The sequence below is a fragment of the Mucilaginibacter sediminis genome, assembly GCF_051903035.1.
GTDB lineage: Bacteria > Bacteroidota > Bacteroidia > Sphingobacteriales > Sphingobacteriaceae > Mucilaginibacter.
In genome coordinates, this window is the sequence record NZ_CP170602.1 from 5,152,007 (window position 1) to 5,176,234 (window position 24,228).

Consider the following 24,228-nt stretch of genomic DNA (forward strand, 5'->3'; position numbering starts at 1 on the left):
AAGATAGAGTTAAAAAGAAAAACCTGGCCTTTGCGACCAGGTTTTTCTTTTTTGGTACGCCCGGCACGGGCGCAAACTATAGGGTGAATACCTCTCCAATGCAAGGGTTAACCAAAGGCACTGGGGGGAGTAGCTGACTTCCTACTTCGGCCCGTAAGTTACTATCGGAATGATCATCTCTTCCAACGAAATTCCCCCGTGCTGGAAGGTTTCGTTATAAAAGTTAACAAAATGATTGTAGTTGTTCGGGTACACAAAATAACTATCCTCCTTGGCAAATACAAAGCTCGAGCTTAAGTGCAGCTTGGGCAACATAGCATCGTGCGGATTGCGGATGTGGAACACTTCTTTGGCGTTATAGTTCAGGTTTTTGCCTTGTTTGTAACGTAAATTGGTATTGGTATTCCTGTCGCCAACAATTTTGCTTGGGTTTTTTACGCGGATGGTACCGTGGTCTGTAGTAATAATCACCCTAACCTGTTTCTGGGCCAAAAACTTCAACAGATCAAACAGGGGCGAATGCTCAAACCACGAGAGTGTTAATGACCGGTAGGCCGCATCATCACTTGCCAGCTCGCGTATCATCTGCATATCGGTACGGGCGTGCGATAGCATATCAACAAAGTTGTAAACAACCACATTCAGTTCGTTGTTCATCAGGTTGCTAACCGACTCATTCAGCGCACGGCCTTCGTCGATATTCAAAATTTTATGGTACGAGTATTTGCAGTCGCGGCGTAACACACGTTTCAAATGATCGGCAACAAATTCCGATTCGTAAAGGTTTTTGCCCCCTTCGTCCTCGTCGTTTTGCCACATTTGCGGGTAACGTTTTTCCATATCTAAAGGCATAAGGCCGCTAAAAATAGAATTACGGGCGTATTGGGTTGCTGTAGGTAAAATACTGTAGTAAGTATCCTCTTCCTCCATCCTGAAATATTCGGAGATGATAGGGTTGATGATCTTAAACTGATCGTAACGAAGGTTATCTATCAATATAAAAAACAGCGGCCCTTTGCCATCCATTTTGGGGAACACTTTCTTTTTAAACAACTGCGGCGAACTTGTAGGTGCCGAATCGGGGTTTTTTATCCAGTTTAAATAATTACGCTCAATAAACTTGCAAAACTGCATGTTGGCTTCGGCCTTTTGCATGGTCAAAATCTCGTGCATGCCTGCATCTTCCAGTTTTTCCAGTTCCAGCTCCCAATAAATGAGTTTTTTATAAACGTCAACCCATTCCTGATGGCTCAGGTTATCGTTCAGCGTCATGCCCAGCGTGCGGAAGTCCATTTGATAGGCCATAGTAGTTTTTTCGGTTACCAGGCGTTTATTTTCCGTTAGCTTTTTAATGGTAAGCAGTATTTGTTTGGGGTGAACCGGCTTAATCAGGTAATCATCTATTTTTGAGCCGATGGCATCTTCCATCAAATATTCTTCTTCGTTTTTGGTTATCAGTACAATAGGCACATCATTATTGATGTTTTTTATTTGCTGCAGTGTTTCCAGCCCGGTAAGGCCCGGCATATTCTCGTCTAAAAAAACAAGGTCGAAATAGCCGCTTTTGAAAGTATCAACAGCATCGTTGCCATTGGTTACGGTGGTAACTTTATAGCCTTTTTCGCTTAAGAACAATATGTGTGGTCGTAACAGGTCAATTTCGTCATCAGCCCATAAAATGGTGGTATCTTGCATAGTATCTGGATTAAAATATTCTGAATCAGAATTTTCAGGCTTTGAGAATTTTCAGAATTATTGAATTTGGCGAATAAGATTAAGTTAAGCCAAATATCCTGTTTTTAATCAGTTATATTCTGTTACTTCTTAAATTCTGGCAATTCTGATTCAGACAGTAAACCCCAAAGAGACGCTTTTGTTGTTGATTAGTAAAGGTATTAACAAAATTTAACAAACATCACCGGCTTATTTTACCTTTGTTTTACATTTTTGCACTTTACTTAATCCATTGAACAAAAAGAAAATAATAAACGATCCGGTTTACGGTTTTATCAGCATTCCAACCGAACTGATATTCGACCTGATTGAACACCCTTACTTTCAGCGGTTAAGGTACATTAAGCAATTGGGGATGACGCATCTGGTTTATCCCGGCGCGCTGCACACCCGTTTTCATCATGCCTTGGGCGCCATGTACCTGATGGACACCGCTATAGAAACCCTGCGCAACAAAGGCCACAATATAAGCGACGAAGAAGAAGAGGCGGTTACCATTGCTATATTGCTGCACGATATTGGCCATGGTCCATTCTCGCACGCCCTGGAGCGTACCATTATTGAGGGGATTGATCATGAGGATATCTCATCTATGCTGATGAACAAACTCAACCAGCAGTTTAATGGCCGTTTAACCATGGCTATAAGTATATTTAACAATACTTTCCCCCGTAAATTTCTGCATCAGCTGGTATCAAGCCAGTTGGATATGGACAGGTTGGATTATCTTAACCGCGATAGCTTTTTTACCGGTGTATCCGAAGGGGTGATCAGCTCCGAACGGATCATCAAAATGTTGAATGTTAAGGACGATCATATTGTAGTTGATGCGAAGGGCATTTACTCGATAGAAAAATTTTTAATTGCCCGCAGGTTGATGTACTGGCAGGTTTACCTGCACAAAACCGTAATTGCCGGCGAAGAGTTGTTGGTGAAGATATTTAAACGCTGCCGCGAGCTTACCCTGAAAGGCGACGACCTGTTTGCAACACCCGCGTTAAAACATTTTATAAAAGGAGGTATCAGCAGAGATACTTTCATGAACCAGGACCATCACCTGGAAACTTTTGCCTGTTTGGATGATACCGATATTATGGCAGCAGTAAAAGTTTGGGCGGGGCATAACGATTTTATACTATCAACCCTGGCGCAAAACCTGGTGCAGCGTAAGTTGTATCATGTAGATATAAGCAATAAGCGCCCCGATAAGGAGTTTGTAAACTCCCTTATAAAAAAGGCGATGAAAAAATACAGCATAAGCGAGCAGGATGCCGGATACTTTGTTTTTACTACATCCATACGTAATAATGCCTATACCGCCGGCGATGGCAACATAGGCATATTGATGAAAGATGGCCATGTACATGACATTACAACGGCCAGCGACAACTCTAATTTAGAGGCATTAGCAAAAACCGTAAAAAAATACATACTTTGCTATAGTAAGGAACTGATTTAGTGAGTGGAGAGCGGTGAGTAGTGAATGGTTGACAATGATTTTCCTAACCATTCACTACTCACCGCTCACCACTCACAATTAATATTTGCTGCTTTAATTATAACATTTAAATTTGTCGATGCAATTTACTGCCCAGGATATAAGTTTTCTGCTTAACGGAACGGTGGAAGGTGACCCTTCGGTTACCGTTAGTCAGTTAGCTAAAATAGAAGAAGGGGCCGCCGGCAGCCTTTCTTTTTTGGCCAACCCCAAATATGAGCAGTATTTATATACTACCAATGCCTCTGTAGTTATTGTCAATAACGATTTACAACTTACCGGCCCGGTAACGGCCACGCTTATCCGGGTTGAGAATGCCTACAGCGCGTTTTCGGTATTGTTGGAGAAGTACAACACGTTTAAGCTTAACAAAAAAGGTATCGAGCAACCTTGCTTTATACATCCAACAGCCCAGATTGGCGCCGAGCCTTACATAGGGGCATTTGCCTACATCGGCCTTAACGCAAAAATTGGCGATAACTGCAAAATTTATCCCAATGTTAACATATCTGATAATGTAACCATTGGTAACAACGTTACCTTATTTTCGGGCGTTACGGTTTATTTTGATTGTGTGATAGGCGATAATGTTATTGTACACTCCGGTGCCGTTATTGGAAGCGATGGTTTTGGTTTTGCCCCTAATCCTGATGGCACTTATACTAAAGTAGCCCAGATAGGTAACGTTATCCTGGAAGACGATGTTGAGGTTGGTTCAAATACCACTATCGACAGAGCAACCATGGGATCGACAGTGATACGCAAAGGCGTAAAATTGGATAACCTGATACAGATAGCCCATAATGTAGAGATAGGTGCAAATACCGTAATTGCCGCGCAAGCGGGCATTTCGGGAAGCACTAAAATCGGCGAGAATGTGATTATGGGCGGCCAGGTTGGTTTGGTTGGTCACATCAGCATTGCAAACCGTTCGCAGTTCCAGGCACAGTCGGGTGTTAGCAGAACTATTGCCGAGGAAGGAAAAAAATGGGCCGGTACGCCGGCTACGCTATACAGCGCAAACATGCGTTCAAACGTGGTCATAAGCCGCCTTCCCGAATTGGAGAAAAGAATAAACGAATTAGAAAAAATAATAGCAGAATTAAAGAGGGACAGTCATTAGTTCAGTAACCGTTCATTGGTTCATTAGTTCACTGGTTCATTGGTCTTTTGTGCAGGCAAATAATGAACTTAACTAATAAACTATTCACCAATGAACAAATGAACCAGTGAACCAATGAACTAAAAGAAATGAATGTAAAACAAAGAACCATTAAATCACCTGTATCGGTTTCGGGTACCGGCCTGCATACCGGCCAAAGGGTAACCATGACCTTTAACCCGGCACCAGAGAACCACGGCTATAAATTCAGGAGGATTGATATACCAGGCTCGCCAATAATTGATGCCGACGTTGATAATGTAACTGACACATCGCGTGGCACTACCATTTCTCAAAATGGGGCTACCGTGAATACTGTCGAGCACGTATTGGCTGCTTTGGTAGGTATGGAGATAGATAATGTGCTGATTGATATGGATGGCCCGGAAACGCCTATAATGGATGGCAGTTCTATCCAGTTTGTCGACATCATAACCGAAACAGGTTTTACCGAGCAGGAAGCAGACCGCGAATATTACCACATACCTTACAATATCCATTACTCCGAGCCTGATCGTAAGGTAGAAATGGTTGCCATGCCTTTAGACGATTACCGCTTTACCTGTATGGTTGATTACAACTCACAGGTATTGGGTAGCCAGCATGCCAGTATCTCGAGCATTACCGAGTTTAAAAAAGAAATTGCATCGTGCCGTACCTTTTGCTTTTTGCACGAGCTTGAAATGCTGTTAAAGCATGACCTGATAAAAGGCGGCGATTTAAACAACGCTATCGTGGTTGTTGATAAAGAAGTTGACGAAGAAGAACTTGCCCACCTGGCCAAGCTGTTTAACCGTAAAGATATCAGCGTAGCCCCGCAAGGTATTTTAAACAATGCCGAATTACGCCACCAAAACGAACCTGCAAGGCACAAACTGCTGGATATGATTGGTGATTTGGCCTTGGTTGGCGTGCCGCTTAAAGGCCATATTATGGCTGCCCGCCCCGGTCATGCTGCTAACGTAGCCTTTGCTAAAAAAATTAAGACCCTGATTAAAAAAGAAAAAAGCCGTAAACAGGTTAAAGTTTACGATGCCAATGCTAAACCGGTGTATGATACCGTTGAGATTATGGGCTTGTTGCCGCATAGGCAGCCTTTTTTAATGATTGATAAAATATTGGAACTGACCAAAAACCATGTGGTAGGGGCTAAAAACGTAACCATTAACGAGGAGTTTTTTAAAGGTCACTTCCCGGGCGCACCAATATTCCCAGGCGTATTGCAAATTGAAGGTATGGTACAAACGGGCGGTATATTGGTGTTAAACACCGTACCCGACCCGGAAAATTACCTGACCCTGTTTTTAAAGATCGAGAACGCGCGCTTTAAAAGTAAAGTAGTGCCGGGCGACACCATTATTTACATTTGCGATCTGCTGGCGCCAATCCGCCGTGGTATTGCAACCATGAAGGGTGTTGGTATGGTAGGTAACCGGGTTGTTGTTGAGGCCGAGTTAATGGCACAAATTGTAAAAGTAAAAGGAAACGAAGCATGATCCAGCCTTTAGCATATATACACCCACAGGCAAAAATTGCCGATAACGTGGTGATTGAACCCTTTGTTACCATCCACAAGGATGTTGAAATTGGCGAGGGTACCTGGATCGGTTCCAACTCCGTAATCATGGATGGAGCCCGGATAGGCAAAAACTGCCGTATTTTTCCCGGTGCCGTAGTCTCTGCACCGCCACAGGATTTAAAGTACAAGGGCGAGCAAAGTACGGTATCTATTGGTGATAATACCACTATCCGCGAATGCGTAACCCTTAATCGTGGTACCGCTTTAGATAAAAATACCACCACCATAGGCAGCAATTGCCTGCTGATGGCGTATGTACACGTAGCACACGATTGTGTTATTGGCGATAACGTAATTATTGCCAATGCGGTGCAGCTGGCAGGCCACATTAATGTGTATGATTATGCTTTCATCGGCGGTTCATCGGCCGTTCACCAGTTTGTAGAGATTGGCGCACATAGCATGATCTCGGGCGGATCGTTGGTACGTAAGGATGTACCCCCGTTCACCAAGGCAGGCCGCGAGCCATTATCTTATGTGGGTATTAACTCCGTAGGCTTACGCCGCAGGGGATTTTCGGCTGCTACCATAGCCGAAATCCAGGAGATTTACCGTATCCTGTTCCTTAAAAAATATAACGTAAGCAAAGCCCTTGACATCATTGAAGCAGAGTTTACACCAAGTGTTGAACGCGATGAGATCATCAACTTCCTGCAAAACTCGCAAAGAGGTATCATGAAGGGGTTTGGGAATTCTTAAGAAAGTCCATGGTCTATAGTCGATAGTCTATGGTTCTTTTTTCTTTTCTACATATGATAATTCAACTATCGACCATCGACTATGGTCTATGGACAAAACCTTCCAAATGACCATCACCCTCAACAACATTGGCCGCCGCTTTAACCGCGACTGGATTTTCAGGGGGGTTGATCATACGTTCACTCCCGGCGAATCATACGCTATTCTTGGTCCTAATGGGTCGGGTAAATCTACCTTGCTACAGGTTTTAAACGGGAGCCTGTCGCCGTCCATCGGCACAATAAATTATACTTTCCAGGATAAACCTATCGAGATTTCGCAGGTGTTTAACTACCTGAGCCTGGCCGCACCATATTTGGAGGTTATTGAGGAGTTTACGCTGAGTGAAATGGTCGATTTCCATTTCAAATTTAAAAACTACAAAAACGGGCTTGATAAAAAGCAGCTGATCGAATTATTGAATCTGCCAAAAAGTGAGCATAAGCTTATTCGTTACTTTTCATCGGGCATGAAACAACGCCTTAAACTGATCCTTGCCTTTTGCTCCGATACGCCAATGCTGATGCTTGATGAACCCACATCAAATCTGGATGCCCAGGGCGTTGACTGGTATTTAAGCCTGGTTGAGCGTTTTGCAACTGGCCGGCTCACCATCATTTGCTCCAACCAGGAGCACGAGTATGGCTTTTGCAAGCATAGGCTGAGTATATCGGATTATAAAAATTAGATTTGAGATGTTTGATATGAGATTTTAGAAAGAGGCGGAATCGTTCTTGTCGAAAATCTCTCTTAGGAATACATCGATTTTTGTCTCGACACATTATTGTCATAATTCGGTTCTTCCGCGGCAAAATCTCAAATCTCATATCAAACATCTCAATTCTATTCCCGTACCTTTAGGTAATCAAAAATAACAACTACTTATGATACCAGTTAAAGGATACGCGGCGCAATCGCCAACTACCAATCTTGCCCCATGGGATTTTGAGCGCCGGGAGGTTGGGCCTCATGATGTGCAATTTGATATTTTATTTTGCGGTGTTTGCCACAGCGACCTGCACCAGATTAAGAATGATTGGTTCCCGGGTATTTTCCCGATGGTACCAGGTCATGAAATTGTTGGCAGGGTTGTCAAAGTTGGCGACCATGTAAAAAAATTCAAAGTTGGCGATTTAGCCGGAACAGGTTGCATGGTTGACTCATGCCGGGTTTGCGAAAATTGTAAACAGGATTTGGAGCAATATTGCTTAAACGGCAGCTCGCAAACTTATAACGGCCTGGAGCAAGACCATAAAACACCAACTTACGGCGGTTATTCCAACAGTATTGTGGTTAACGAAGATTTTGTGCTGCATATTTCTGACAAACTTGACCTTGCCGCCACAGCGCCGCTACTGTGCGCCGGCATAACTACTTACTCGCCGTTAAGGCATTGGAAAGTTGGTAAAGGCCATAAACTTGCTGTTTTAGGTTTGGGCGGCTTGGGCCATATGGGCGTTAAATTTGGTGTTGCTTTTGGTGCCGAAGTTACTGTTTTGAGCACATCACCAGGCAAAGAGGCTGATGCAAAAGCATTAGGTGCGCATCATTTTGTGGTAACCAGCGACCCAAAACAAATTGAAGCTGCCAAAAACTCTTTTGATTTTATTTTGGATACCGTATCGGCACCGCATGATTTTAACATGTACCTGTCGTTGCTGCGCACCAATGGCGTACATATTTGCGTAGGTGTACCACCAGAGCCTGCCAGTGTGCAGGCGTTTAGCCTGTTGGGTGGCCGTAAAAGCCTTGCCGGATCGGGCATTGGCGGAATTGCCGAAACCCAGGAAATGCTTGATTTTTGTGCCGAACACGGAATTGTTTCAGATATTGAAATGATAGACATCAAAGATATTGATACTGCGTACGCCCGCATGGAAAAGGGTGATGTGAGGTATCGTTTCGTGATTGATATAGCTACGTTGTAAGATTTGAGCTATTAGATGTGAGATTTGAGACAGCTGCGGGTTTGGCAGTTATTTCAAATCTCATTTTTTAGGATTGCAAGGTGGGACCTTCGTCCAAAAAGTGCCTAAATTTTTCGCATGCTCCAAAAATCTCAAATCTCACGTCTAATATCTCACATCTACTTTTCCACATCTCAAATCAAATTTCTAATTTTGCGCCTCAATATTATTTTATGGCCAAAGCATCAGATGTTAAAAATGGAAATGTGCTTCGCTTTAACGGCGAGTTAGTGCAGGTAGAAGAGTTTTTGCACCGTACACCAGGTAACTTGCGCGCATTTTACCAGGCCCGTATGCGTAACGTAAAATCCGGAAAATTAGTTGAATACCGTTTTCGTACCGACGAGGAGGTTGATATAGCCCGTGTTGAAACCAACGATTATCAATATTTATATGAGGATGGCGATTCATTAGTAGTAATGGATAACGCCACTTACGATCAGCATAACGTGCCCAAAGCTTTATTTGGCCCGGCGGTTAAGTTCTTAAAAGAGGGAATGAACGTTATTGTTGCCTTTGAAAGCGATGAGCCAATCATGGGTTCAATCCCGGGATCAGCCGAGTTGGAAATTACCTATACCGAGCCTGCCGTTAAAGGTGATACCTCGAGTGGTGCCCAAAAGAATGCCACGGTAGAAACCGGTGCCGAGATTCGTGTGCCTCTTTTCATTAACATTGGCGATAAGGTAAAAGTTGATACCGCTACCGGAACGTATGTGGAGCGCGTGAAAGCGTAGCCCACCCGTCCCATGAATGGGATCTTTCTATTTTGTATCTTATTATAAAATATATTTTTAACAACAAAGCCCGTATCGAAAGACCGGGCTTTGTTGTTTTTTAACCGGGCGTGCTAACATTTAAATAGCCCGGGCTGTTACATATTAAACTATTTGCCCGTCATTACAGTCATACAAACAAAAATAACCATATACACATTACACCATGAAGAAGCTATTCATCATTGCTACCCTGCTAACATTTACTTACGGAGCCTTTGCGCAGGCTGTTGATTTGCGCCGAAAAATTGAAGTTACCGGCCTGGCCGAGCAGGAAGTTACCCCTGATATTATCAACGTTACGATATCGCTGCAGGAATATATGGATGGTAAAAAACACATCCAGATCTCGGACCTTGAAGATCAGCTTGAAAAAGCGGTTAAGGATGCGGGCATACCGGCGGCCGATTTTACCGTCAACAATGTTTCGGCCTGGAATAACGCCGTCCAAAAAAAGAGACAGCCCGATTTTTTAGCCGGCAAACAATATGGACTGCGGATAAAAGACCTGAACAAGTTTAACCAGATTGTATCTAAAATAGATCCCAAAGGAATTCAATCAACCAACATCGATAGCTACGATTATTCAAAAATAAACGGGCTGAAAAACGAGCTGAAGCTTAAAGCCCTGCTCTCCGCCCGGGATAAGGCGTCCTTTTTACTCAGCGGACTCGGCAACAAACTGGGCGACGTGCTCAATATTATCGAAACCGATAACAGCAGTTTCCCTCAGCCACGCCAATACAACACTATGATGTATAAAGCTGCCGTTGCCGATGCCCCCCAATCCGACATCGACTTTAAAAAGATCAAGATCAGCCTGCAGATAAATGCGGTGTTTGAGATAAAGTAAGCCCCCGGTGCCCCTGAAAGGGAGTTTTTTGAACAAATAAAAGGTCGTCCTAAGTTTTAAGGATGGCCTTTTATTTTGAAACTGGTTTCACGAAAATGAAGCCATTAAAGGGATGGGGTCAGAAGATTAATGATTTGTTGTAAATACAACGCACGCAAACATTATCCCGCAATAAAATGTTACCCCTAAAAAAAATCACAAAATTATGCAATGGTTTGGCAGGGGCGAAAGCGATAATGTAGAAGATCAGCGTGGCAGCGGCGGCGGTCGCGGTATAGCAATTGGCGGCGGGATCCTGGGCCTGATAGGGGCTGTAATTTATATGTTTACCGGGATTAACCCATCGCAGCTGCTTAACCAGAGCGGCGGCGACCAGCAACAGCAAACCGAACAATCGCAAAACCCAAATGCACCTGAAGACAACGGTAAAAAATTTGTACGCGTGGTACTTAAGGATACTGAAGATATCTGGGGCAAACTATTTAACGATATGGGCCGGCAGTACCAGGATCCTAAACTGGTTTTATTTACCGATTATGTGCAATCGGCCTGCGGTAACGCCAGCTCGGCAACAGGGCCGTTTTACTGCCCCGGCGATGCCAAAGTATATATCGATTTAAGTTTTTACGATGAACTTAAAACGCGTTTTGGCGCCGGTGGCGACTTTGCCAATGCCTACGTGATAGCGCACGAAGTGGGGCACCATGTGCAAAACCTGCTGGGTGTAAGTGCAAAAATGGACCAGGCCCGCAGCCGGATGAGCCAACGTGAATACAATAAACTGTCGGTAAAGCTGGAGCTGCAGGCCGATTTTTATGCGGGTGTTTGGGCCCATTATGAGCAAAGCATCAACAAAGTAATTAACGAAAAAGATATAGAAGATGCCCTGAACGCCGCTAACGCCATTGGCGACGACCGCTTGCAAAAACAAAGCCAGGGACATGTGGAACCCGATAGCTTTACCCACGGAACCAGCGCCCAGCGTGTGTACTGGTTTAAAAAAGGCTATGAAACAGGCGATGTAAAACAAGGCAACACATTTGCCGATGACAGGTACGCTTTTCTGGCTAATTAGTCACTTCGCTGCGCGGTCATTTGCTGCGCGTCATTGGTCATTGGTGCAGATCCCAATTTGATTGAATTTGAACTTGTGGTTACAAGCCTTAAATATCGCGTAACACCAGTTCTGCTACTTCCTCGCCTACCAAACTTCCCATAGCTACGCCCATACCGTTACAACGTACGGCGCAGAAAACATGGGGTTGTATCGCTTTCACTATAGGGCTTAATTGCTCGCCGAAGCCCATGATGCCGCTCCACCAGTAATCAACCTCGGTTTTTTGATCGGGGAGGATAACTTCGGCCAAATAGGAAAAGAGTTTTTCCTTAACCTCATCTGTATGCCCAAACTCCCAGGTTTCTTCGGCCTTATAATTCAGGTTGCGGCCACCGCCAAACAGCACACGGTTATCAATGTTCCTGAAATAATAGTACCCTTCATTAAAATGATAAGTGCCCTTCAGTTTTAATCCATCTACAGGTTTTGTAACCAATACCTGGCCCCTGCCGGGCACTACATCCAATTCCGGATACAGTTGGCTGGCAAATGCATTTGTTGCCAGTATTACCTTGCCTGCTTTAAAGCTACCCTGTGTAGTTTGCAGCCTAACGCAAGCGGCCTCGTGCTCAATTGCCAATACCTGTACGTTATTTAAAACCAGCACTCCCAACTCATACACTTTATACAATAACGTCCGCATCATTTTACCGGTGTCAATCTGGCCTTCAAAGTGGTTATAAATTATGTTGGCCACATTATTGAAGCCAAAATCTGCAATTTTTTCATTCGCAACTGCATAAATGTCAGTTGTTCCGATAATTGGCTGCAATAATTTATTGAGATGATCAACCTTATCCAAAGCTATGTTTGCGGCCTGGGGTTCATCAACCATAAACAGCTCGTGCCCGCCGTGTTGATGGTAGTCGATATTCTTATCGCCAAGGTTTTGCCGCAGGCGCTGCAGGCCTCGCCATTTGTAATCAACCAAATGCATAGCTTCTGCTTCTGACGAGCGGTTTATTACCTCAATTTGCTCGCTAACTGTACCAAAACAGGCAAAGCCAGCGTTTTTAGTACTGGCCCCGCTTGGTAAAAAGCCGCGCTCAAGCACCAGTACTTTAAGCAATGGCTGTTGTTTTTTTAAATGCAGGGCGGCACTTAAACCCACCAGGCCGCTGCCGATAATAATTATATCGGCGTTATCAATAAAAGAAGTTCGCTCCCAGTAGGAAAACATTTTTTTTAATTCAAAAGTAAAAATTGCGCAGCACTCTTGAACACCATAAAAAAAATAAACACATTGTGAAAAATTCAAAAATCAAAACCTATCTCTGTGGGCATTACTTTTTAACATGCGTATTTGGTACGGAATGGTTTTTGAATGTGATAAGTTATAAATGCATGTGAAAGTACGTATACACATTAAGCTTAAGCGGCCTACCGCATGCCAATCATTTTTGAATTTTGACTTTTTAATTTTGACTTAACAAATGAATCACTTATCGTTTATAACAGCCTATATTGGATATAACTCTGCCTGGTTCCTGATGATCCTGGTTGCCATTGTTAGCTTTATAGTACAGTGGCGTTTTAAGAGTAAATTTAAACACTACTCAGAAGTTGGTTTGCTATCCGGCCTGTCGGGCCAAGAGGTAGCGGTTAAAATGCTGCGCGCCCACGGCATATTTGATGTACAGGTAATATGCGTTGAAGGCCAGCTTACCGATCATTATAACCCCGAAACCAAAACCGTTAACCTGAGCCAGGATGTTTTTTACAGCCGCAGCGTTGCCGCGGCTGCCGTTGCCGCCCACGAGTGTGGCCACGCGGTACAACATGCCCAGGCTTATGCGTGGCTTAGTTTCCGGTCGGCTATGGTACCGGTTATTAACATTGCATCAACGCTAACACAATGGACACTGCTTATTGGTGTAATGCTGCTCATTTTTTCGCACAATCCATTTGTATTGGCCATAGGTGTGGCCGCACTGGCATTGGTTACTTTTTTTAGCTTTATAACCCTGCCGGTAGAGTTTGATGCCAGCCGCCGCGCACTGGCCTGGCTTAACAATAACTATAGTATTGTACAAACTACAGAGGAGCATGAACAGGCTAAAGACGCCCTTTGGTGGGCGGCCATGACCTACGTTGTAGCCGCGCTTAGCTCGCTGGCAACATTGCTTTATTACGCTTCGTTTTTGTTTAACAGGCGGAATTAAAGGCCCGAAGGGCCTTGATGTGCAGATATGCAGATTTCAGATATGCAGATGATGAAAGCAAAAGAGGCCTTCCATACATGGAGGGCCTTTTGCTTGGCGCCCTTTTTAGCGAATCTGAAATCTGCACATCTGGAATCTGCACATTTTTTCCTACCTTACTGTAACCTAAGTAAAAGTCTTGTTGTCAGAGAGGTTGTAACACATGCAAAGCAAGCTTTCAGATATCGATCTTATTGAACAAACACTGGCGGGTAACCAATCGGCATATGCCGACCTGGTGAAGCGGCACCAGCGGTTTGTTTTTACACTTGCTTTGCGTTTTTCAAAAAATCGCGAGGATGCTGAAGAGATTGCGCAGGACTGTTTTATAAAGGCGTACCGCGCGCTGGCAACATACGGCGGCCAATCAAAATTCAGTACATGGCTGTACACTATTGTGTATAATACAGCTATGACATTTTTACGAAAGAAAAGAGTAGCAACCGATTCGATAGATGATGAGGCTACCTTTATACAGGTTGAAAACAACGAGTCGGCTTATGATGTATACAACGTAGAGAATAAATCGAGATCGTTTTACCTTAATCAGGCCATAGCGCAGTTACTGCCCGATGATGCTACCATTATAACCTTGTTTTATAAAGGCGAGCAATCACTGGAAGAAATAGCCCAAACTTTGGGTATGGAAGCCAATACGGTTAAGGTAAAACTATTCAGGGCGCGCCAGCGTTTGAAAGATAAGCTGGAGCGTAATTTAAAACATGAGGTTAAAGAACTGATATGAATACCATAGAAGAAGAACTCTGGAACTACATTGACGGCAACTGCACGCCGGCCGGGCAGGATGCCATTGCCCGCCTTATTGAGCAGGATGAGGCCTATAACAAAAAATACCAGGAACTGATGCAGCTAAACCTGGAATTTGCAGCCATGGAGCTTGACGAACCATCAATGGCATTTACGTATAACGTGATGGAAACCATCCGTACCGAAAACGCGCGACAGCCACTTAAAGCGGCTATTGATAAACGTATTATTATGGGCATAGCTGTTTTCTTTATTTTTACCATATTGGCTTTGCTGGTGTTCGCTTTTGCCAACACTCATTCGCAGCTTTCGGCTTTTGATGTTAAAGTTAAACTGCCGGCTGCTATAAAACTGCCAAATGCCGCCAATATTTTTACCAGCCCGGTATTTAAATGGTTTATCATGTTTGACGTTGTATTGGCCTTATTTTTATCAGACAGTTATTTGCGTAGAAAAAAACCGACAAAACAGGCCTAAAGTGTTTACCATGTAGTACGCAAAAGTTTACAATTAACTAATACCGGCTTTTTTTTAATTGATATTTATTTTTTAACCACCGTTTTTAACTCGTATAGGCATATAATGCCAACTTGCTAAAAAAATTTACGAAGTTTTAATTTTTGGTATAGTAATTGTACAGGTATATATGAACTGGTAATCCTTACCGGTTTAATTGTGATAAGGTTTAGGTTGAAAGTCGCCCGACGCAAGGTCTGGGCGGCTTTTATTTTTTTAAGAGATTTCTCAATCTTGAAATATCAGCCTGAAAACCAACTGAAAATTCTTCATATTCCAAAACAAACTATTTCATTCTCCTTACCGTATAACCAAAACACAATAATAGCTGCCCCCCTTGACAGCTATGCCAATTGTATACTACATGATAAATCGTTTTGAGATAAATACCGGGGCCGATTTTAATTTTGAACGTTTTTTCGAGTTGTCGGCTGATCTTTTCTGCATTGCCGGTTATGATGGCTACTTTAAAAGAATTAATGCGGCGGTTTCAAAAACATTGGGGTATACCAATGAGGAGCTTTTGTCAAGACCTATAAACTTTTTTGTTCATCCTGACGATCAAACTATAACTGAAAAAAAGCGCGATAACATCAGGCATGACATCCCACTTTTAAATTTCGAAAACCGCTACATAACCAAAAGCGGAGAGGTTGTCTGGCTCGCCTGGACGTCGATGCCTGTTGACAGCGAACAACTTGTTTTTGCTATAGCCAAAAACATTACCGAAAAGAAAAGACAGGAGGCTGAACGCAACAATTTGATAACCAGCCTGACTCAAATAAACGATGACCTTAAACAGCTTACCTACACTACATCGCATGATCTCCGGTCACCGGTAAGTAACCTGTTATCTGTTTTTAATTTTATTGATGTTTCAAAAATACATGACGCAGAGACCGTTGAACTTATTGGCATGCTCAGATCGGCTTCAGAAAGCCTGAAAGAGACGCTTAATAATTATGTAGACGTTTTGAGCCAGAAAGACAGCCTGAATGTTCACCTGGAGAATATCAATGTTAACAACTCGTTAAATACCGTTCTGCGTTCGGTTAGTTCGTTGATACAAGATTCTGGCGTTACCATCAACTATAGCATTGCCGGCGATTGTACTATCAATTTCAACAAGGCTTACCTCGAAAGTGTTTTTTTAAACCTGATTACCAATTCCATTAAATACGCGCGCCCTGAAGTTGCCCCGGTTATCGATATCAGCTTTAGAATTTATAAGGGTTTAAAGCAAATAATATTTGCCGATAATGGTTTAGGATTCGACATGGATCGCGTGAAGGATAAAATATTTGGATTTCACCAAACGTTTCATCACCATCATGATAGCAAGGGTATAGGGCTATATTTGGTTTATAACCATATTACCAGCCTTGGCGGACAAATTACCATCGAAAGCAAACCTAACGAAGGGGCTACCTTTATCATATCGTTTAAAGATTAACATGGCCAGTTGGGAACCGCTGATGCCGTATTAAGTCGAAAGTTCTAAGTCTTGAGTCAAAAGTTGAATTCATTTTGACTTAGACCTCTGACTAACGACTATCCGTCATTACCTGACTAATATAATGTAGTTATTTCTGTCAAAACCATTCATAGCACACAAACAAATGGGCAATTACAGGCTTTATATCCAAGGGTAATGAAAACCTTACATTAATTAAACATTGATATTACATACCTTTGCGGCTCAATCCTGACTGGTGGGGTATTGACAATAATAAATTAACAGCATGTACGATATTTGTTGCGTTGGGCATATAACGTTGGATAAGGTGGTAACACCGCGTGTAACTGCCCACATGGCCGGTGGCACTTCTTTTTACTTTTCAAATGCCATCCGCAATATGGATGTTAGCTATACGCTGGTAACAACACTTGCCGAAAGCGAAATGGTTGTTGTTGAAAAACTGCGCGCCAAGGGTATTACCGTAAATGCCTGCGCCTGCGGCCTCTCCGTTTATTTTGAAAATATATACTCCGAAAACCAAGACCACCGTACCCAGCGTGTATTGCAAAAAGCCAATCCTTTTACTGTTGAGCAATTACAGGAAATTGATGCTCAAATTTTCCATTTAGGCCCGCTGCTTGCCGATGACATGCCGGTTGAGCTGATTAAGGAGCTAAATAGCCGCGGCAAAGTATCGCTGGATGTGCAGGGCTACCTGCGTAAGGTTGAAGATAAAAACGTTGTGCCAATAGATTGGGCCGATAAGCGCGAAGCCTTGCAATACATCGATATACTGAAAGCCAACGAACACGAGACTGAAGTGCTCACCGGGAGTAAAGACATTCACGAGGGTGCCCGCATTTTGGCCGACTGGGGTGTTAAAGAAGTTGTACTTACCCTGGGCAGTATGGGATCTGTAATTTACACGGGTGGCGTTTTTTACAATATCCCTGCCTACAAACCATCTGCCGTTGTAGATGCTACAGGCTGTGGCGATACCTATATGGCCGGTTACCTATACCAGCGCATAAAAGGCGCATCTTTTCAACAAGCCGGTGAGTTTGCCGCAGCAATGGCAAGTTTTAAAATTGAATCATCCGGTCCGTTTACCGGCACCGAGGATGATGTTTTAAACCTGATTGCCCGTGGCGAAAAAACTTACGCTTACTAACAATGTGTCTGTAACACTATGTTTGCCAAAAAAGGTGCAGCGGTCTTGATACTAAATACTTACTACTTGATACTGTTTCTAATAAGCCTTTGACATCCAGCTTTGTAATAATATTACGGCCGATATGGTATCTACCAGCTCCTTATTTTGGCGGCCTTTTTTATTCATACCGCTTTGGGCGATGGTAGCCGATGCCATTTTGGAGGTAAAACGCTCATCCAGCATTTCGATAGGGATGTCGGGAAAAGTTTTTTTAAGCAACCCCACAAAACCTTTAACATGTATGGCCGACTGCGATGGTGTATTATCCATCTGCTTGGGCTCACCCACAATAAAACGCTCCACCTGCTCGGTTTTTAAATACGTTTTCAGGTAATCAACAATATACATCGGGTGCACGGTATCCAGCCCGGTGGCTATAATCTGCAAAGGATCAGTAACCGCTATACCAATGCGCTTGGTACCATAATCGAAAGCCATTACTCTCATTATAGATGTGAGATATGAGATGTGAGATATGAGATATGCATTGGATGTAAAGATGTAAGATTTTGAGAGAAAATATAGTTACAATTTTTTATATTTACTTGTGCCAAGCCAAGAGGCCGTATCATAAATCAAATGATGCGGCCTCTGTATTTAATGCCTAATACGCCACTGCTGGATTTTGTATTGATTTGAGATTTTAACAAACGCTTTTTTATGAGGATTTGGTCAAAAAGAAGCCTTTTAGGCAGCTTTTTTTCTTAGGTTTTGTGCAATTGCGATTAAACCCCATTCTATCTCGACTTTTGCTATACCACGAAGCATAAACCTCCTGAACCCGTGGTTTTGTTTAATGTTTCCAAAAGTTGGCTCTACATCAAAACAGCGTTTTTTTCGCCGCTCTATGCCTTCTTCACTGTTCAGGAGCCCGTGTGCTTTTTGTTTCTGCCGGTTCAGGTTTTCATTGACCTCAATGATGCGGTTTACTTTTGATTTATGGCAGGCACCGTTCAGCGGGCAATTGACACAATTCCCCGCCTGGTACTTTTTAACCGTTTGTTCAAACCCGTTGCTGGTTTTCCTGGTACTTGTACCGATGTAGTTCATCTGCTGGCCCATCGGGCAGATATAACAATCTTTCTCCTGGTAATAAAAAAGCTTGTTTGGAGCAAAAGGGTGCTTGCTGTTGTAGTTTTCGTTTTGTTCCTTATCAAACATGCCATACTTTACAAAGGCAACGGTCCCCTTTTGTTCGAGCAGGGTGTAGTTTTCTTCGGAGCCGTACCCCGCATCGGCAACAAGCACTTCAGGCGCTTTGCCAAAGCTGGCTTCGTGCTGCGCTAAATGAGCACTTAATGTATTCGTGTCTGTAGTATTAGAATGAATGGTATAATTGACGATGAACTGCTTGGAAGTAGATATCTGGACATTATAACCCGGCTTTAGCTGCCCGTTTTTCATATGGTCGTCTTTCATGCGCATGAAAGTAGCATCCGGGTCTGTTTTACTATAACTGTTCCTTTCTTTCAAAATGGCTTCCTGCTGTTCATATTTAGCGATGTTTACCGGATAGTGCTTGGTGACGTACTTCAGCTTGTCTTTGATCTTCTTGTCGATGTTCTCTTTACCGGCCAGCTTTTCATTAAGCTGCTCTACGGTTGCTTTTACCTTACCGCTATCGATAGAAGTGAAATCAGGCGGATCGGGCATCTTATCCTCATCTGCGGCTAACCGCTGGGCATATTGCCAGATCTCGGACAACTGCCTGGCCATTTTCTCTTTATTAGTTGCAATAGCTTTCTTCCAGACAAAGGTGTATTTGTTCGCATTGGCTTCGATCTTAGTGCCATCGGTATTGACCTCTTCGATACTAAGCAGCCCTTCCTCTGCCAAAAGCTTAACCACATCTTCAAATACACTGCGAAGCGCACTTTTAAGGCGCACGCCCCTAAAACGGTTGATCGTATTATGGTCAGGGTAACTCATCGAACTCAACCACATGAAATAAACGCTTTCCTTACAGGCAGCCGCCAGTTTACGGCTGGAGTAAGTATTGGTGACATAGCCGTAAACTACCACTTTAAGCAGCATCTGCGGATGGTAACTTGAGCTGCCCCTGATGTTATATGCTTCTAATAAAGGTTCGATATTGAGCTTGTCAATCACCTCATTTACAACACGGACAGGATGTGCCGTTGGAATGAGCTCTTCCAGCGTAGGGGGGATTGCCAGTACTTGCTGTTGGTTATAGGGCTTGAAAACAGGTCGCTTTAGTGCCATCTTTCATCTTTTTATAATATAAATATATGAAAATCAGATGATTAAACAAAATTACTCACAAGTAAATTCGCGCCGCTTTGTCAAAAATAAAAGAGGCTGCACCATGATTTATGATACAGCCTCTTTTTATCAATTTTTCTCGCTAAAAGTTTAGGACATCTTTTGGTCAAACTTTTTGTTCAAACAAAATACTTTAACCTTTAAACATAGAACTATGCTTTTATATAAATATAAGCCGTGGAACAAGTTTACTGAAGATATAATTGTTAATAATCGAATATTTCTGCCAAACAAGAGACAGTTAAATGATCCAGCAGAATTAACACATCCAATTAGTTTTGCGAATAATTTCTGGGATAGCTCGATTCAGGATGCTAAAGATAGGCTTGGAACAAAGTATTACCCATACCTGTTTAAATTTGGAGGTATTTGTCGCAGCGAAGAATTTCGAAGGAATTATAACCTGCACCCCGGAGAAATAAACGAAGTATATAAAAAATACATGCATTTAGGCGACCATGCCGTTATGGGCTATGAGTACGTTTATGACGAAATGGAAGACACTTTTGAAGCACTAGTTACTTATGCTATGTGCCAGGCTGAAGATTACTCTTTACTATACGCAAGAGAGAAAACAATTGGACGATTAAATAATAAATTAGAAAATTTAGGGGTTTTGTCTCTATCCCAAAATAACAAATCATTGGTTATGTGGGCAAACTATGCAGATAATCACAAAGGTGTGATGTTGATCTTTGACTGTTCCGTCGACCCGTTGTTATCCAAGTTTAAAAAGGTTGTATATGTTGAGGAACGTCCGAAAATAATTGTGAATAATATCGATAGCGCCATTTTAACAAAACATGAGGACTGGCAATATGAAAAAGAATATCGGGTTGTTACAAAAATAGGCTCAAGACTATTTAATATACAGCCATCAGCGTTAAAAGGTATTATCTTAGGTGAAAGAATGACAATGCGAGCCCGGAAGTATATTATTAAATTACTACAGAATCAAAAAAAGGAAATTAAATTATATCAAGCGAAAACATCTCTTTCCTCATACGTTGCCGACTATTTTGAAATTCAGTTTTAACGTTATTGCCTCATAAAAATTTCGAAGTGCTTTTTTATTCGCTCCCCTGTCACTTTTAACGTCACATCTAAAATCTGATCCCGTCACATCTCATATCTCAAATCTAATTCTTATTTTGCACCAAATGCAGTTTAAGGAAATAGTTGGACAAGCGGCAACAAAGCAAAGGTTGCTTAACTCGGTGGCAGAGAACCGGGTAAGTCATGCGCAATTGTTTTTAGGCCCCGAAGGATCGGGCAGCCTGGCGCTTGCCGTGGCCTATGCCCAATACCTGAGTTGCGAAGATAAGCAGCCCGATGATTCCTGCGGCATATGCTCGTCATGCCGCAAGTACAATAAACTGATGCACCCCGACCTCCATTTTTCGTATCCATTCTTCGCTAAACATAAAGACGATACTGCCCTTACGTTTATTGAGCAGTGGCGCGAGGCTTTTGGTGCTAACCCCTATTTAAACCTGGATGCCTGGCGTGGCTACCTGGATGCCGAAAACAAACAGGCTAATATTAATATAGCCGAGTGCCACCAGATTATTAAAAAGCTCAGCTTTAAACCGTTTGAATCGGCCTATAAGATCCTGATCCTTTGGCTGCCCGAATATTTGGACAAAGAGGGCAACGCCTTGCTTAAAATCATCGAAGAGCCGCAGCCCAATACGCTGTTTATATTGGTGGCCCAAAACCAGGACCAGATATTGAATACCATCCTGAGCCGCACGCAGCTCATCAAAATACCCTGCCTGCATTCGGCAGAAGTAAAAGAATACCTTATAGCCGAGCACCACCAAACCGAAGATGCCGCCGGCGAAATTGCATACCTAACTAATGGCAACTTAACCGAGGCGCTTACCATGCTGCAGCAGGATACCAAGAGCTATCACGAACTTTTTGTACAATGGCTGCGCCTGTGTTTCAGCAACAAGGGGCTGGAGGTTTTAACTTTTGTAGATAGCTTTGCCAAGATGGGGCGCGAAAACCAGAAGAATTTTTTACGCTACGGCATAAGTTTTATCCGCGAGTGCTGCCTGTTGATGGCCGGTGCCGGCAACCTGGTGCACCTGCCGGCAAAAGAGCTGGAAACCGCCCAAAAAATGACCAACGTCCTTGATATTAACAAGGCTCAATATATAAGTACCGAGCTTGAAAAAGCACACTACCACGTAGAGAGAAATGCAAACCCTAAAATTTTATTTTTAGATGTATCTTTACAGATTATAAAAATATTAAATTTAAAAACCATCCCCTCGGGGAGTCAATATATACCAAGTTAATTATGGGATGTGGAAGTTGCTCAACAGGGGGCGGATGCTCACCTGCGGGCTGCAAAAGTAATGGCTCATGCCTTACCAACGGTTGCAGCAAATTAGATGTTTACGATTGGCTATCCCACATGGATATGCCAACAAATTATAAACCTTTTCCTGTTATCGAAGTAAAATTTAAAGGTTCGCGCAAGGAATTTTACCTCAATAACGATAATATTTACCTGGAAGCAGGTGATTTGGTTGCCGTGGAAGCTACCACCGGCGGCTATGATATTGGCCACGTATCTATCACCGGCGAACTGGTGCGCATGCAAATGACCAAGCGCCATGTAAAAGAGGCTGATGTGGTTAAAAAAATCTATCGCCGTGCTACCGTTGCGGATGTGGATAAATGGAAAATGGCCAAGGATCTGGAGTGGGAAACCATGCACAAATCGCGCAAGCTGGCCCTTGATTTAAACCTGAACATGAAGCTGAGCGACGTGGATTACCAGGGCGATAAAACCAAAGCTACTTTTTATTACACTGCCGAAGGTCGTGTGGATTTCAGGGAGCTGATCAAGAAAATGGCCGAAACCTTTCGCATCCGTATCGAGATGCGCCAGATAGGTATGCGCCAGGAAGCAAGCCGTTTAGGCGGTATTGGCTCCTGCGGCCGCGAACTTTGCTGCTCAACCTGGTTAACCGATTTTAAAACGGTATCAACCTCGGCAGCCCGTTACCAAAACCTGTCGTTAAATACCCTGAAACTGGCAGGCCAGTGCGGTAAGCTTAAGTGCTGTTTAAATTACGAGCTGGATACCTATATGGATGCGCTAAAGCACATCCCCGATAATGTAAACGTGCTTAAAACCGAAAAAGGCGATGCCCGTTTGCAAAAAACCGACATATTTAAAAAGATCATGTGGTTTAGCTACCCGCGCGAGGAAGCGTGGATACCGATGCCCATAGCCAAGGTTAAAGAAATTCAGCAGCAAAACCGTGAAGGTATTATACCTGCCGACCTGGGCGAGCTGGAGATGGAAGAAACGGAGGTAATAAAAGCCCTTGACTACGAAAACGTAGTTGGGCAAGACAGCCTTACCCGTTTAGACGACCGTAACCGCGCTAAAAACCAAAAGAAAAACAACAACAGTAAAAACCGTAACCAGCAGCAAAAACCTGGTGGTGCCGATGGCAGGCCTGCAAACCAGCCACGCCCGCAAGGCGCAACGCCGGTAGCCGAGCGCCCAGCGGGTGCTCCTGAAGGTAACCGCCCGCCAAAGGGAAACCGGCCTCCGCAGCAAGGCAACAAACCGCCTCAAAGCCAGGGCAACCGTACACCACAGCAACAGGGGCAAAAACCCCAACAACAGCATGGCCCGCAGCAAGGGCCCAGGCCACAGCAGCAACACGGCCCGCAGCAAGGGCCAAAGCCACAGCAACAAGGTAATCGCCCGCCGCAGGAAGGCGGCAGCAGGCCCGAAGGTGGCGGCAACAACAGGCGCCACAGGCCAAACCGCCCCAATAATCAAAGCCGGAATAACAATAACCCGCCACAGGATAATACGCCCCAATAAAATGAAACGGTTTATCAAAATACTTTACCCGGCAACATGTGTACTAATCACCATGCTGTTGGGTAGTTGTACCGATCCCGGCGCAATTGTTGACACTAATACCCAAATTGCCGATCATAACTGGTCGTACGTAAACCGGGCTAAGTTTGATTGTAAGATAGATGACGAAAAAGCGGCCTACAACCTGTACTTTAACCTGCGGGTAACCGATGCCTACAAATACTCCAACCTGTTTGTACTTATCCATCAAAAAAATCCAAACGGCTACATTAAAACCACCCGTTACGAATTGAAGCTGGCCAGTAAAGATGGCCAGTGGCTGGGCAAAGGGTCGGGCAATTTATATAGCTACCAGGTTCCTTTTCAAAGCGGTTTCAAATTTCCGGTTAAGGGCACATACCATTTTGAGATTGAGCAAAACATGCGCGACAACCCCCTGCACGAGGTGAGCGATGTTGGGATACGGGTGGAGAAGGTGAAGTAATTGCTTCATTACCTGCAAGGT

Annotated in this window: 22 protein-coding genes; 18 read left to right on the top strand and 4 right to left on the bottom strand. The window is 43.5% G+C overall.

All coding sequences use genetic code 11. The annotated features are described in order from the left end of the window. Nucleotides 1–141 precede the first annotated feature (141 nt). On the bottom strand, nucleotides 142–1,695 hold the full coding sequence (locus ACFGVS_RS21315; protein ID WP_147054524.1) for a bifunctional response regulator/alkaline phosphatase family protein: 1,554 nt from the start codon (nucleotides 1,693–1,695) through the stop codon (nucleotides 142–144). A 271-nt stretch (nucleotides 1,696–1,966) separates the two neighbouring features. Here ACFGVS_RS21315 and ACFGVS_RS21320 point away from each other — a divergent pair, with 271 nt between their 5' ends. The 9 genes from ACFGVS_RS21320 to ypfJ all read left to right on the top strand — a co-directional run bounded on the left by ACFGVS_RS21320 (nucleotide 1,967) and on the right by ypfJ (nucleotide 11,382). Next, nucleotides 1,967–3,193, top strand: a complete 1,227-nt coding sequence (locus ACFGVS_RS21320) for an HD domain-containing protein (protein ID WP_439695507.1) — start codon at nucleotides 1,967–1,969, stop codon at nucleotides 3,191–3,193. A gap of 118 nt (nucleotides 3,194–3,311) precedes the next feature. Beyond that, complete coding sequence (lpxD, locus tag ACFGVS_RS21325; protein ID WP_274210993.1) at nucleotides 3,312–4,355, top strand: UDP-3-O-(3-hydroxymyristoyl)glucosamine N-acyltransferase; 1,044 nt, start codon at nucleotides 3,312–3,314, stop codon at nucleotides 4,353–4,355. 128 nt (nucleotides 4,356–4,483) lie between these two features. Further along, complete coding sequence (locus tag ACFGVS_RS21330; protein WP_090641564.1) at nucleotides 4,484–5,890, top strand: bifunctional UDP-3-O-[3-hydroxymyristoyl] N-acetylglucosamine deacetylase/3-hydroxyacyl-ACP dehydratase; 1,407 nt, start codon at nucleotides 4,484–4,486, stop codon at nucleotides 5,888–5,890. After that, nucleotides 5,887–6,672: an acyl-ACP--UDP-N-acetylglucosamine O-acyltransferase gene (lpxA, locus tag ACFGVS_RS21335; protein WP_090638506.1), complete on the top strand. Its 786-nt coding sequence runs from the start codon at nucleotides 5,887–5,889 to the stop codon at nucleotides 6,670–6,672. The genes ACFGVS_RS21330 and lpxA overlap by 4 nt, the downstream gene beginning before the upstream one ends. 106 nt (nucleotides 6,673–6,778) lie before the next feature. Then, nucleotides 6,779–7,399: an ABC transporter ATP-binding protein gene (locus ACFGVS_RS21340; RefSeq protein ID WP_090638511.1), complete on the top strand. Its 621-nt coding sequence runs from the start codon at nucleotides 6,779–6,781 to the stop codon at nucleotides 7,397–7,399. Between the two features lie 196 nt (nucleotides 7,400–7,595). Beyond that, nucleotides 7,596–8,639 carry an NAD(P)-dependent alcohol dehydrogenase gene (locus tag ACFGVS_RS21345; RefSeq protein ID WP_090638514.1) on the top strand — a complete coding sequence of 348 codons (1,044 nt, stop codon included), beginning with the start codon at nucleotides 7,596–7,598 and terminating at the stop codon, nucleotides 8,637–8,639. A 212-nt stretch (nucleotides 8,640–8,851) separates the two neighbouring features. Next, a complete protein-coding gene (gene efp / locus ACFGVS_RS21350) occupies nucleotides 8,852–9,415 on the top strand; it encodes an elongation factor P (RefSeq protein ID WP_090638517.1) in 564 nt (187 codons plus the stop codon). A gap of 205 nt (nucleotides 9,416–9,620) precedes the next feature. Further along, nucleotides 9,621–10,307, top strand: a complete 687-nt coding sequence (locus ACFGVS_RS21355) for an SIMPL domain-containing protein (RefSeq protein WP_439695508.1) — start codon at nucleotides 9,621–9,623, stop codon at nucleotides 10,305–10,307. A 205-nt stretch (nucleotides 10,308–10,512) separates the two neighbouring features. Continuing rightward, entirely contained in the window at nucleotides 10,513–11,382 is an 870-nt protein-coding gene (ypfJ, locus tag ACFGVS_RS21360) for a KPN_02809 family neutral zinc metallopeptidase (RefSeq protein ID WP_439695509.1), read from the top strand. A gap of 88 nt (nucleotides 11,383–11,470) precedes the next feature. On the opposite strand, the gene ACFGVS_RS21365 is transcribed toward ypfJ, so the two are convergent. Further along, nucleotides 11,471–12,604 carry an NAD(P)/FAD-dependent oxidoreductase gene (locus ACFGVS_RS21365; protein ID WP_439695510.1) on the bottom strand — a complete coding sequence of 378 codons (1,134 nt, stop codon included), beginning with the start codon at nucleotides 12,602–12,604 and terminating at the stop codon, nucleotides 11,471–11,473. Between the two features lie 253 nt (nucleotides 12,605–12,857). On the opposite strand from ACFGVS_RS21365, the gene ACFGVS_RS21370 reads away from it, so the two are divergent. The 5 genes from ACFGVS_RS21370 to ACFGVS_RS21390 all read left to right on the top strand — a co-directional run bounded on the left by ACFGVS_RS21370 (nucleotide 12,858) and on the right by ACFGVS_RS21390 (nucleotide 17,539). Next, on the top strand, nucleotides 12,858–13,586 hold the full coding sequence (locus ACFGVS_RS21370; protein WP_090638537.1) for a zinc metallopeptidase: 729 nt from the start codon (nucleotides 12,858–12,860) through the stop codon (nucleotides 13,584–13,586). Between the two features lie 202 nt (nucleotides 13,587–13,788). Continuing rightward, the gene (locus ACFGVS_RS21375) at nucleotides 13,789–14,370 is read left to right on the top strand and encodes an RNA polymerase sigma factor (RefSeq protein WP_090638544.1); all 582 of its coding nucleotides are present in this window, start codon (nucleotides 13,789–13,791) and stop codon (nucleotides 14,368–14,370) included. Beyond that, complete coding sequence (locus ACFGVS_RS21380; RefSeq protein WP_439695511.1) at nucleotides 14,367–14,870, top strand: hypothetical protein; 504 nt, start codon at nucleotides 14,367–14,369, stop codon at nucleotides 14,868–14,870. The genes ACFGVS_RS21375 and ACFGVS_RS21380 overlap by 4 nt, the downstream gene beginning before the upstream one ends. Nucleotides 14,871–15,273: 403 nt before the next feature. Further along, complete coding sequence (locus tag ACFGVS_RS21385) at nucleotides 15,274–16,362, top strand: PAS domain-containing sensor histidine kinase (protein ID WP_439695512.1); 1,089 nt, start codon at nucleotides 15,274–15,276, stop codon at nucleotides 16,360–16,362. Nucleotides 16,363–16,651: 289 nt separating this feature from the next. Then, nucleotides 16,652–17,539: a PfkB family carbohydrate kinase gene (locus ACFGVS_RS21390; protein ID WP_439695513.1), complete on the top strand. Its 888-nt coding sequence runs from the start codon at nucleotides 16,652–16,654 to the stop codon at nucleotides 17,537–17,539. Nucleotides 17,540–17,617: 78 nt separating this feature from the next. On the opposite strand, the gene ruvX is transcribed toward ACFGVS_RS21390, so the two are convergent. Then, nucleotides 17,618–18,028, bottom strand: coding sequence for a Holliday junction resolvase RuvX (gene ruvX / locus ACFGVS_RS21395; RefSeq protein ID WP_090638562.1), 411 nt, complete (start codon nucleotides 18,026–18,028; stop codon nucleotides 17,618–17,620). 240 nt (nucleotides 18,029–18,268) lie between these two features. Beyond that, the gene (locus ACFGVS_RS21400; RefSeq protein WP_439695514.1) at nucleotides 18,269–19,804 is read right to left on the bottom strand and encodes an IS1182 family transposase; all 1,536 of its coding nucleotides are present in this window, start codon (nucleotides 19,802–19,804) and stop codon (nucleotides 18,269–18,271) included. 214 nt (nucleotides 19,805–20,018) lie between these two features. Between ACFGVS_RS21400 and ACFGVS_RS21405 the strand changes: the two genes are divergently transcribed. The 4 genes from ACFGVS_RS21405 (at nucleotide 20,019) to ACFGVS_RS21420 (ending at nucleotide 24,207) form a co-directional block, all read left to right on the top strand. Next, nucleotides 20,019–20,900 (top strand): DUF2971 domain-containing protein, encoded by an 882-nt coding sequence (locus tag ACFGVS_RS21405; protein WP_439695515.1) that lies wholly within the window; start codon nucleotides 20,019–20,021, stop codon nucleotides 20,898–20,900. 124 nt (nucleotides 20,901–21,024) lie between these two features. Then, complete coding sequence (locus ACFGVS_RS21410) at nucleotides 21,025–22,170, top strand: DNA polymerase III subunit (RefSeq protein WP_274210999.1); 1,146 nt, start codon at nucleotides 21,025–21,027, stop codon at nucleotides 22,168–22,170. 125 nt (nucleotides 22,171–22,295) lie between these two features. Continuing rightward, on the top strand, nucleotides 22,296–23,723 hold the full coding sequence (ricT, locus tag ACFGVS_RS21415; protein ID WP_439695516.1) for a regulatory iron-sulfur-containing complex subunit RicT: 1,428 nt from the start codon (nucleotides 22,296–22,298) through the stop codon (nucleotides 23,721–23,723). Between the two features lies 1 nt (nucleotide 23,724). After that, on the top strand, nucleotides 23,725–24,207 hold the full coding sequence (locus tag ACFGVS_RS21420; RefSeq protein WP_090638577.1) for a gliding motility lipoprotein GldH: 483 nt from the start codon (nucleotides 23,725–23,727) through the stop codon (nucleotides 24,205–24,207). The last annotated feature ends 21 nt before the right edge of the window (nucleotides 24,208–24,228 follow it).

Excerpts from the sequence above, each read along its gene's own strand:
- ruvX (WP_090638562.1), bottom strand. The coding sequence starts at position 18,028 with ATGAGAGTAATGGCTTTCGATTATGGTACCAAGCGCATTGGTATAGCG.
- ACFGVS_RS21410 (WP_274210999.1), top strand. The coding sequence starts at position 21,025 with ATGCAGTTTAAGGAAATAGTTGGACAAGCGGCAACAAAGCAAAGGTTG.
- ACFGVS_RS21400 (WP_439695514.1), bottom strand. The coding sequence starts at position 19,804 with ATGGCACTAAAGCGACCTGTTTTCAAGCCCTATAACCAACAGCAAGTA.
- ACFGVS_RS21365 (WP_439695510.1), bottom strand. The coding sequence starts at position 12,604 with ATGTTTTCCTACTGGGAGCGAACTTCTTTTATTGATAACGCCGATATA.
- ACFGVS_RS21330 (WP_090641564.1), top strand. The coding sequence starts at position 4,484 with ATGAATGTAAAACAAAGAACCATTAAATCACCTGTATCGGTTTCGGGT.
- ACFGVS_RS21385 (WP_439695512.1), top strand. The coding sequence starts at position 15,274 with ATGATAAATCGTTTTGAGATAAATACCGGGGCCGATTTTAATTTTGAA.
- lpxD (WP_274210993.1), top strand. The coding sequence starts at position 3,312 with ATGCAATTTACTGCCCAGGATATAAGTTTTCTGCTTAACGGAACGGTG.
- ACFGVS_RS21340 (WP_090638511.1), top strand. The coding sequence starts at position 6,779 with ATGACCATCACCCTCAACAACATTGGCCGCCGCTTTAACCGCGACTGG.
- ACFGVS_RS21345 (WP_090638514.1), top strand. The coding sequence starts at position 7,596 with ATGATACCAGTTAAAGGATACGCGGCGCAATCGCCAACTACCAATCTT.
- ACFGVS_RS21390 (WP_439695513.1), top strand. The coding sequence starts at position 16,652 with ATGTACGATATTTGTTGCGTTGGGCATATAACGTTGGATAAGGTGGTA.
- ACFGVS_RS21375 (WP_090638544.1), top strand. The coding sequence starts at position 13,789 with ATGCAAAGCAAGCTTTCAGATATCGATCTTATTGAACAAACACTGGCG.
- ACFGVS_RS21420 (WP_090638577.1), top strand. The coding sequence starts at position 23,725 with ATGAAACGGTTTATCAAAATACTTTACCCGGCAACATGTGTACTAATC.
- ACFGVS_RS21315 (WP_147054524.1), bottom strand. The coding sequence starts at position 1,695 with ATGCAAGATACCACCATTTTATGGGCTGATGACGAAATTGACCTGTTA.
- ACFGVS_RS21370 (WP_090638537.1), top strand. The coding sequence starts at position 12,858 with ATGAATCACTTATCGTTTATAACAGCCTATATTGGATATAACTCTGCC.
- ricT (WP_439695516.1), top strand. The coding sequence starts at position 22,296 with ATGCCAACAAATTATAAACCTTTTCCTGTTATCGAAGTAAAATTTAAA.
- ACFGVS_RS21355 (WP_439695508.1), top strand. The coding sequence starts at position 9,621 with ATGAAGAAGCTATTCATCATTGCTACCCTGCTAACATTTACTTACGGA.
- ACFGVS_RS21380 (WP_439695511.1), top strand. The coding sequence starts at position 14,367 with ATGAATACCATAGAAGAAGAACTCTGGAACTACATTGACGGCAACTGC.
- ACFGVS_RS21405 (WP_439695515.1), top strand. The coding sequence starts at position 20,019 with ATGCTTTTATATAAATATAAGCCGTGGAACAAGTTTACTGAAGATATA.
- lpxA (WP_090638506.1), top strand. The coding sequence starts at position 5,887 with ATGATCCAGCCTTTAGCATATATACACCCACAGGCAAAAATTGCCGAT.
- efp (WP_090638517.1), top strand. The coding sequence starts at position 8,852 with ATGGCCAAAGCATCAGATGTTAAAAATGGAAATGTGCTTCGCTTTAAC.
- ypfJ (WP_439695509.1), top strand. The coding sequence starts at position 10,513 with ATGCAATGGTTTGGCAGGGGCGAAAGCGATAATGTAGAAGATCAGCGT.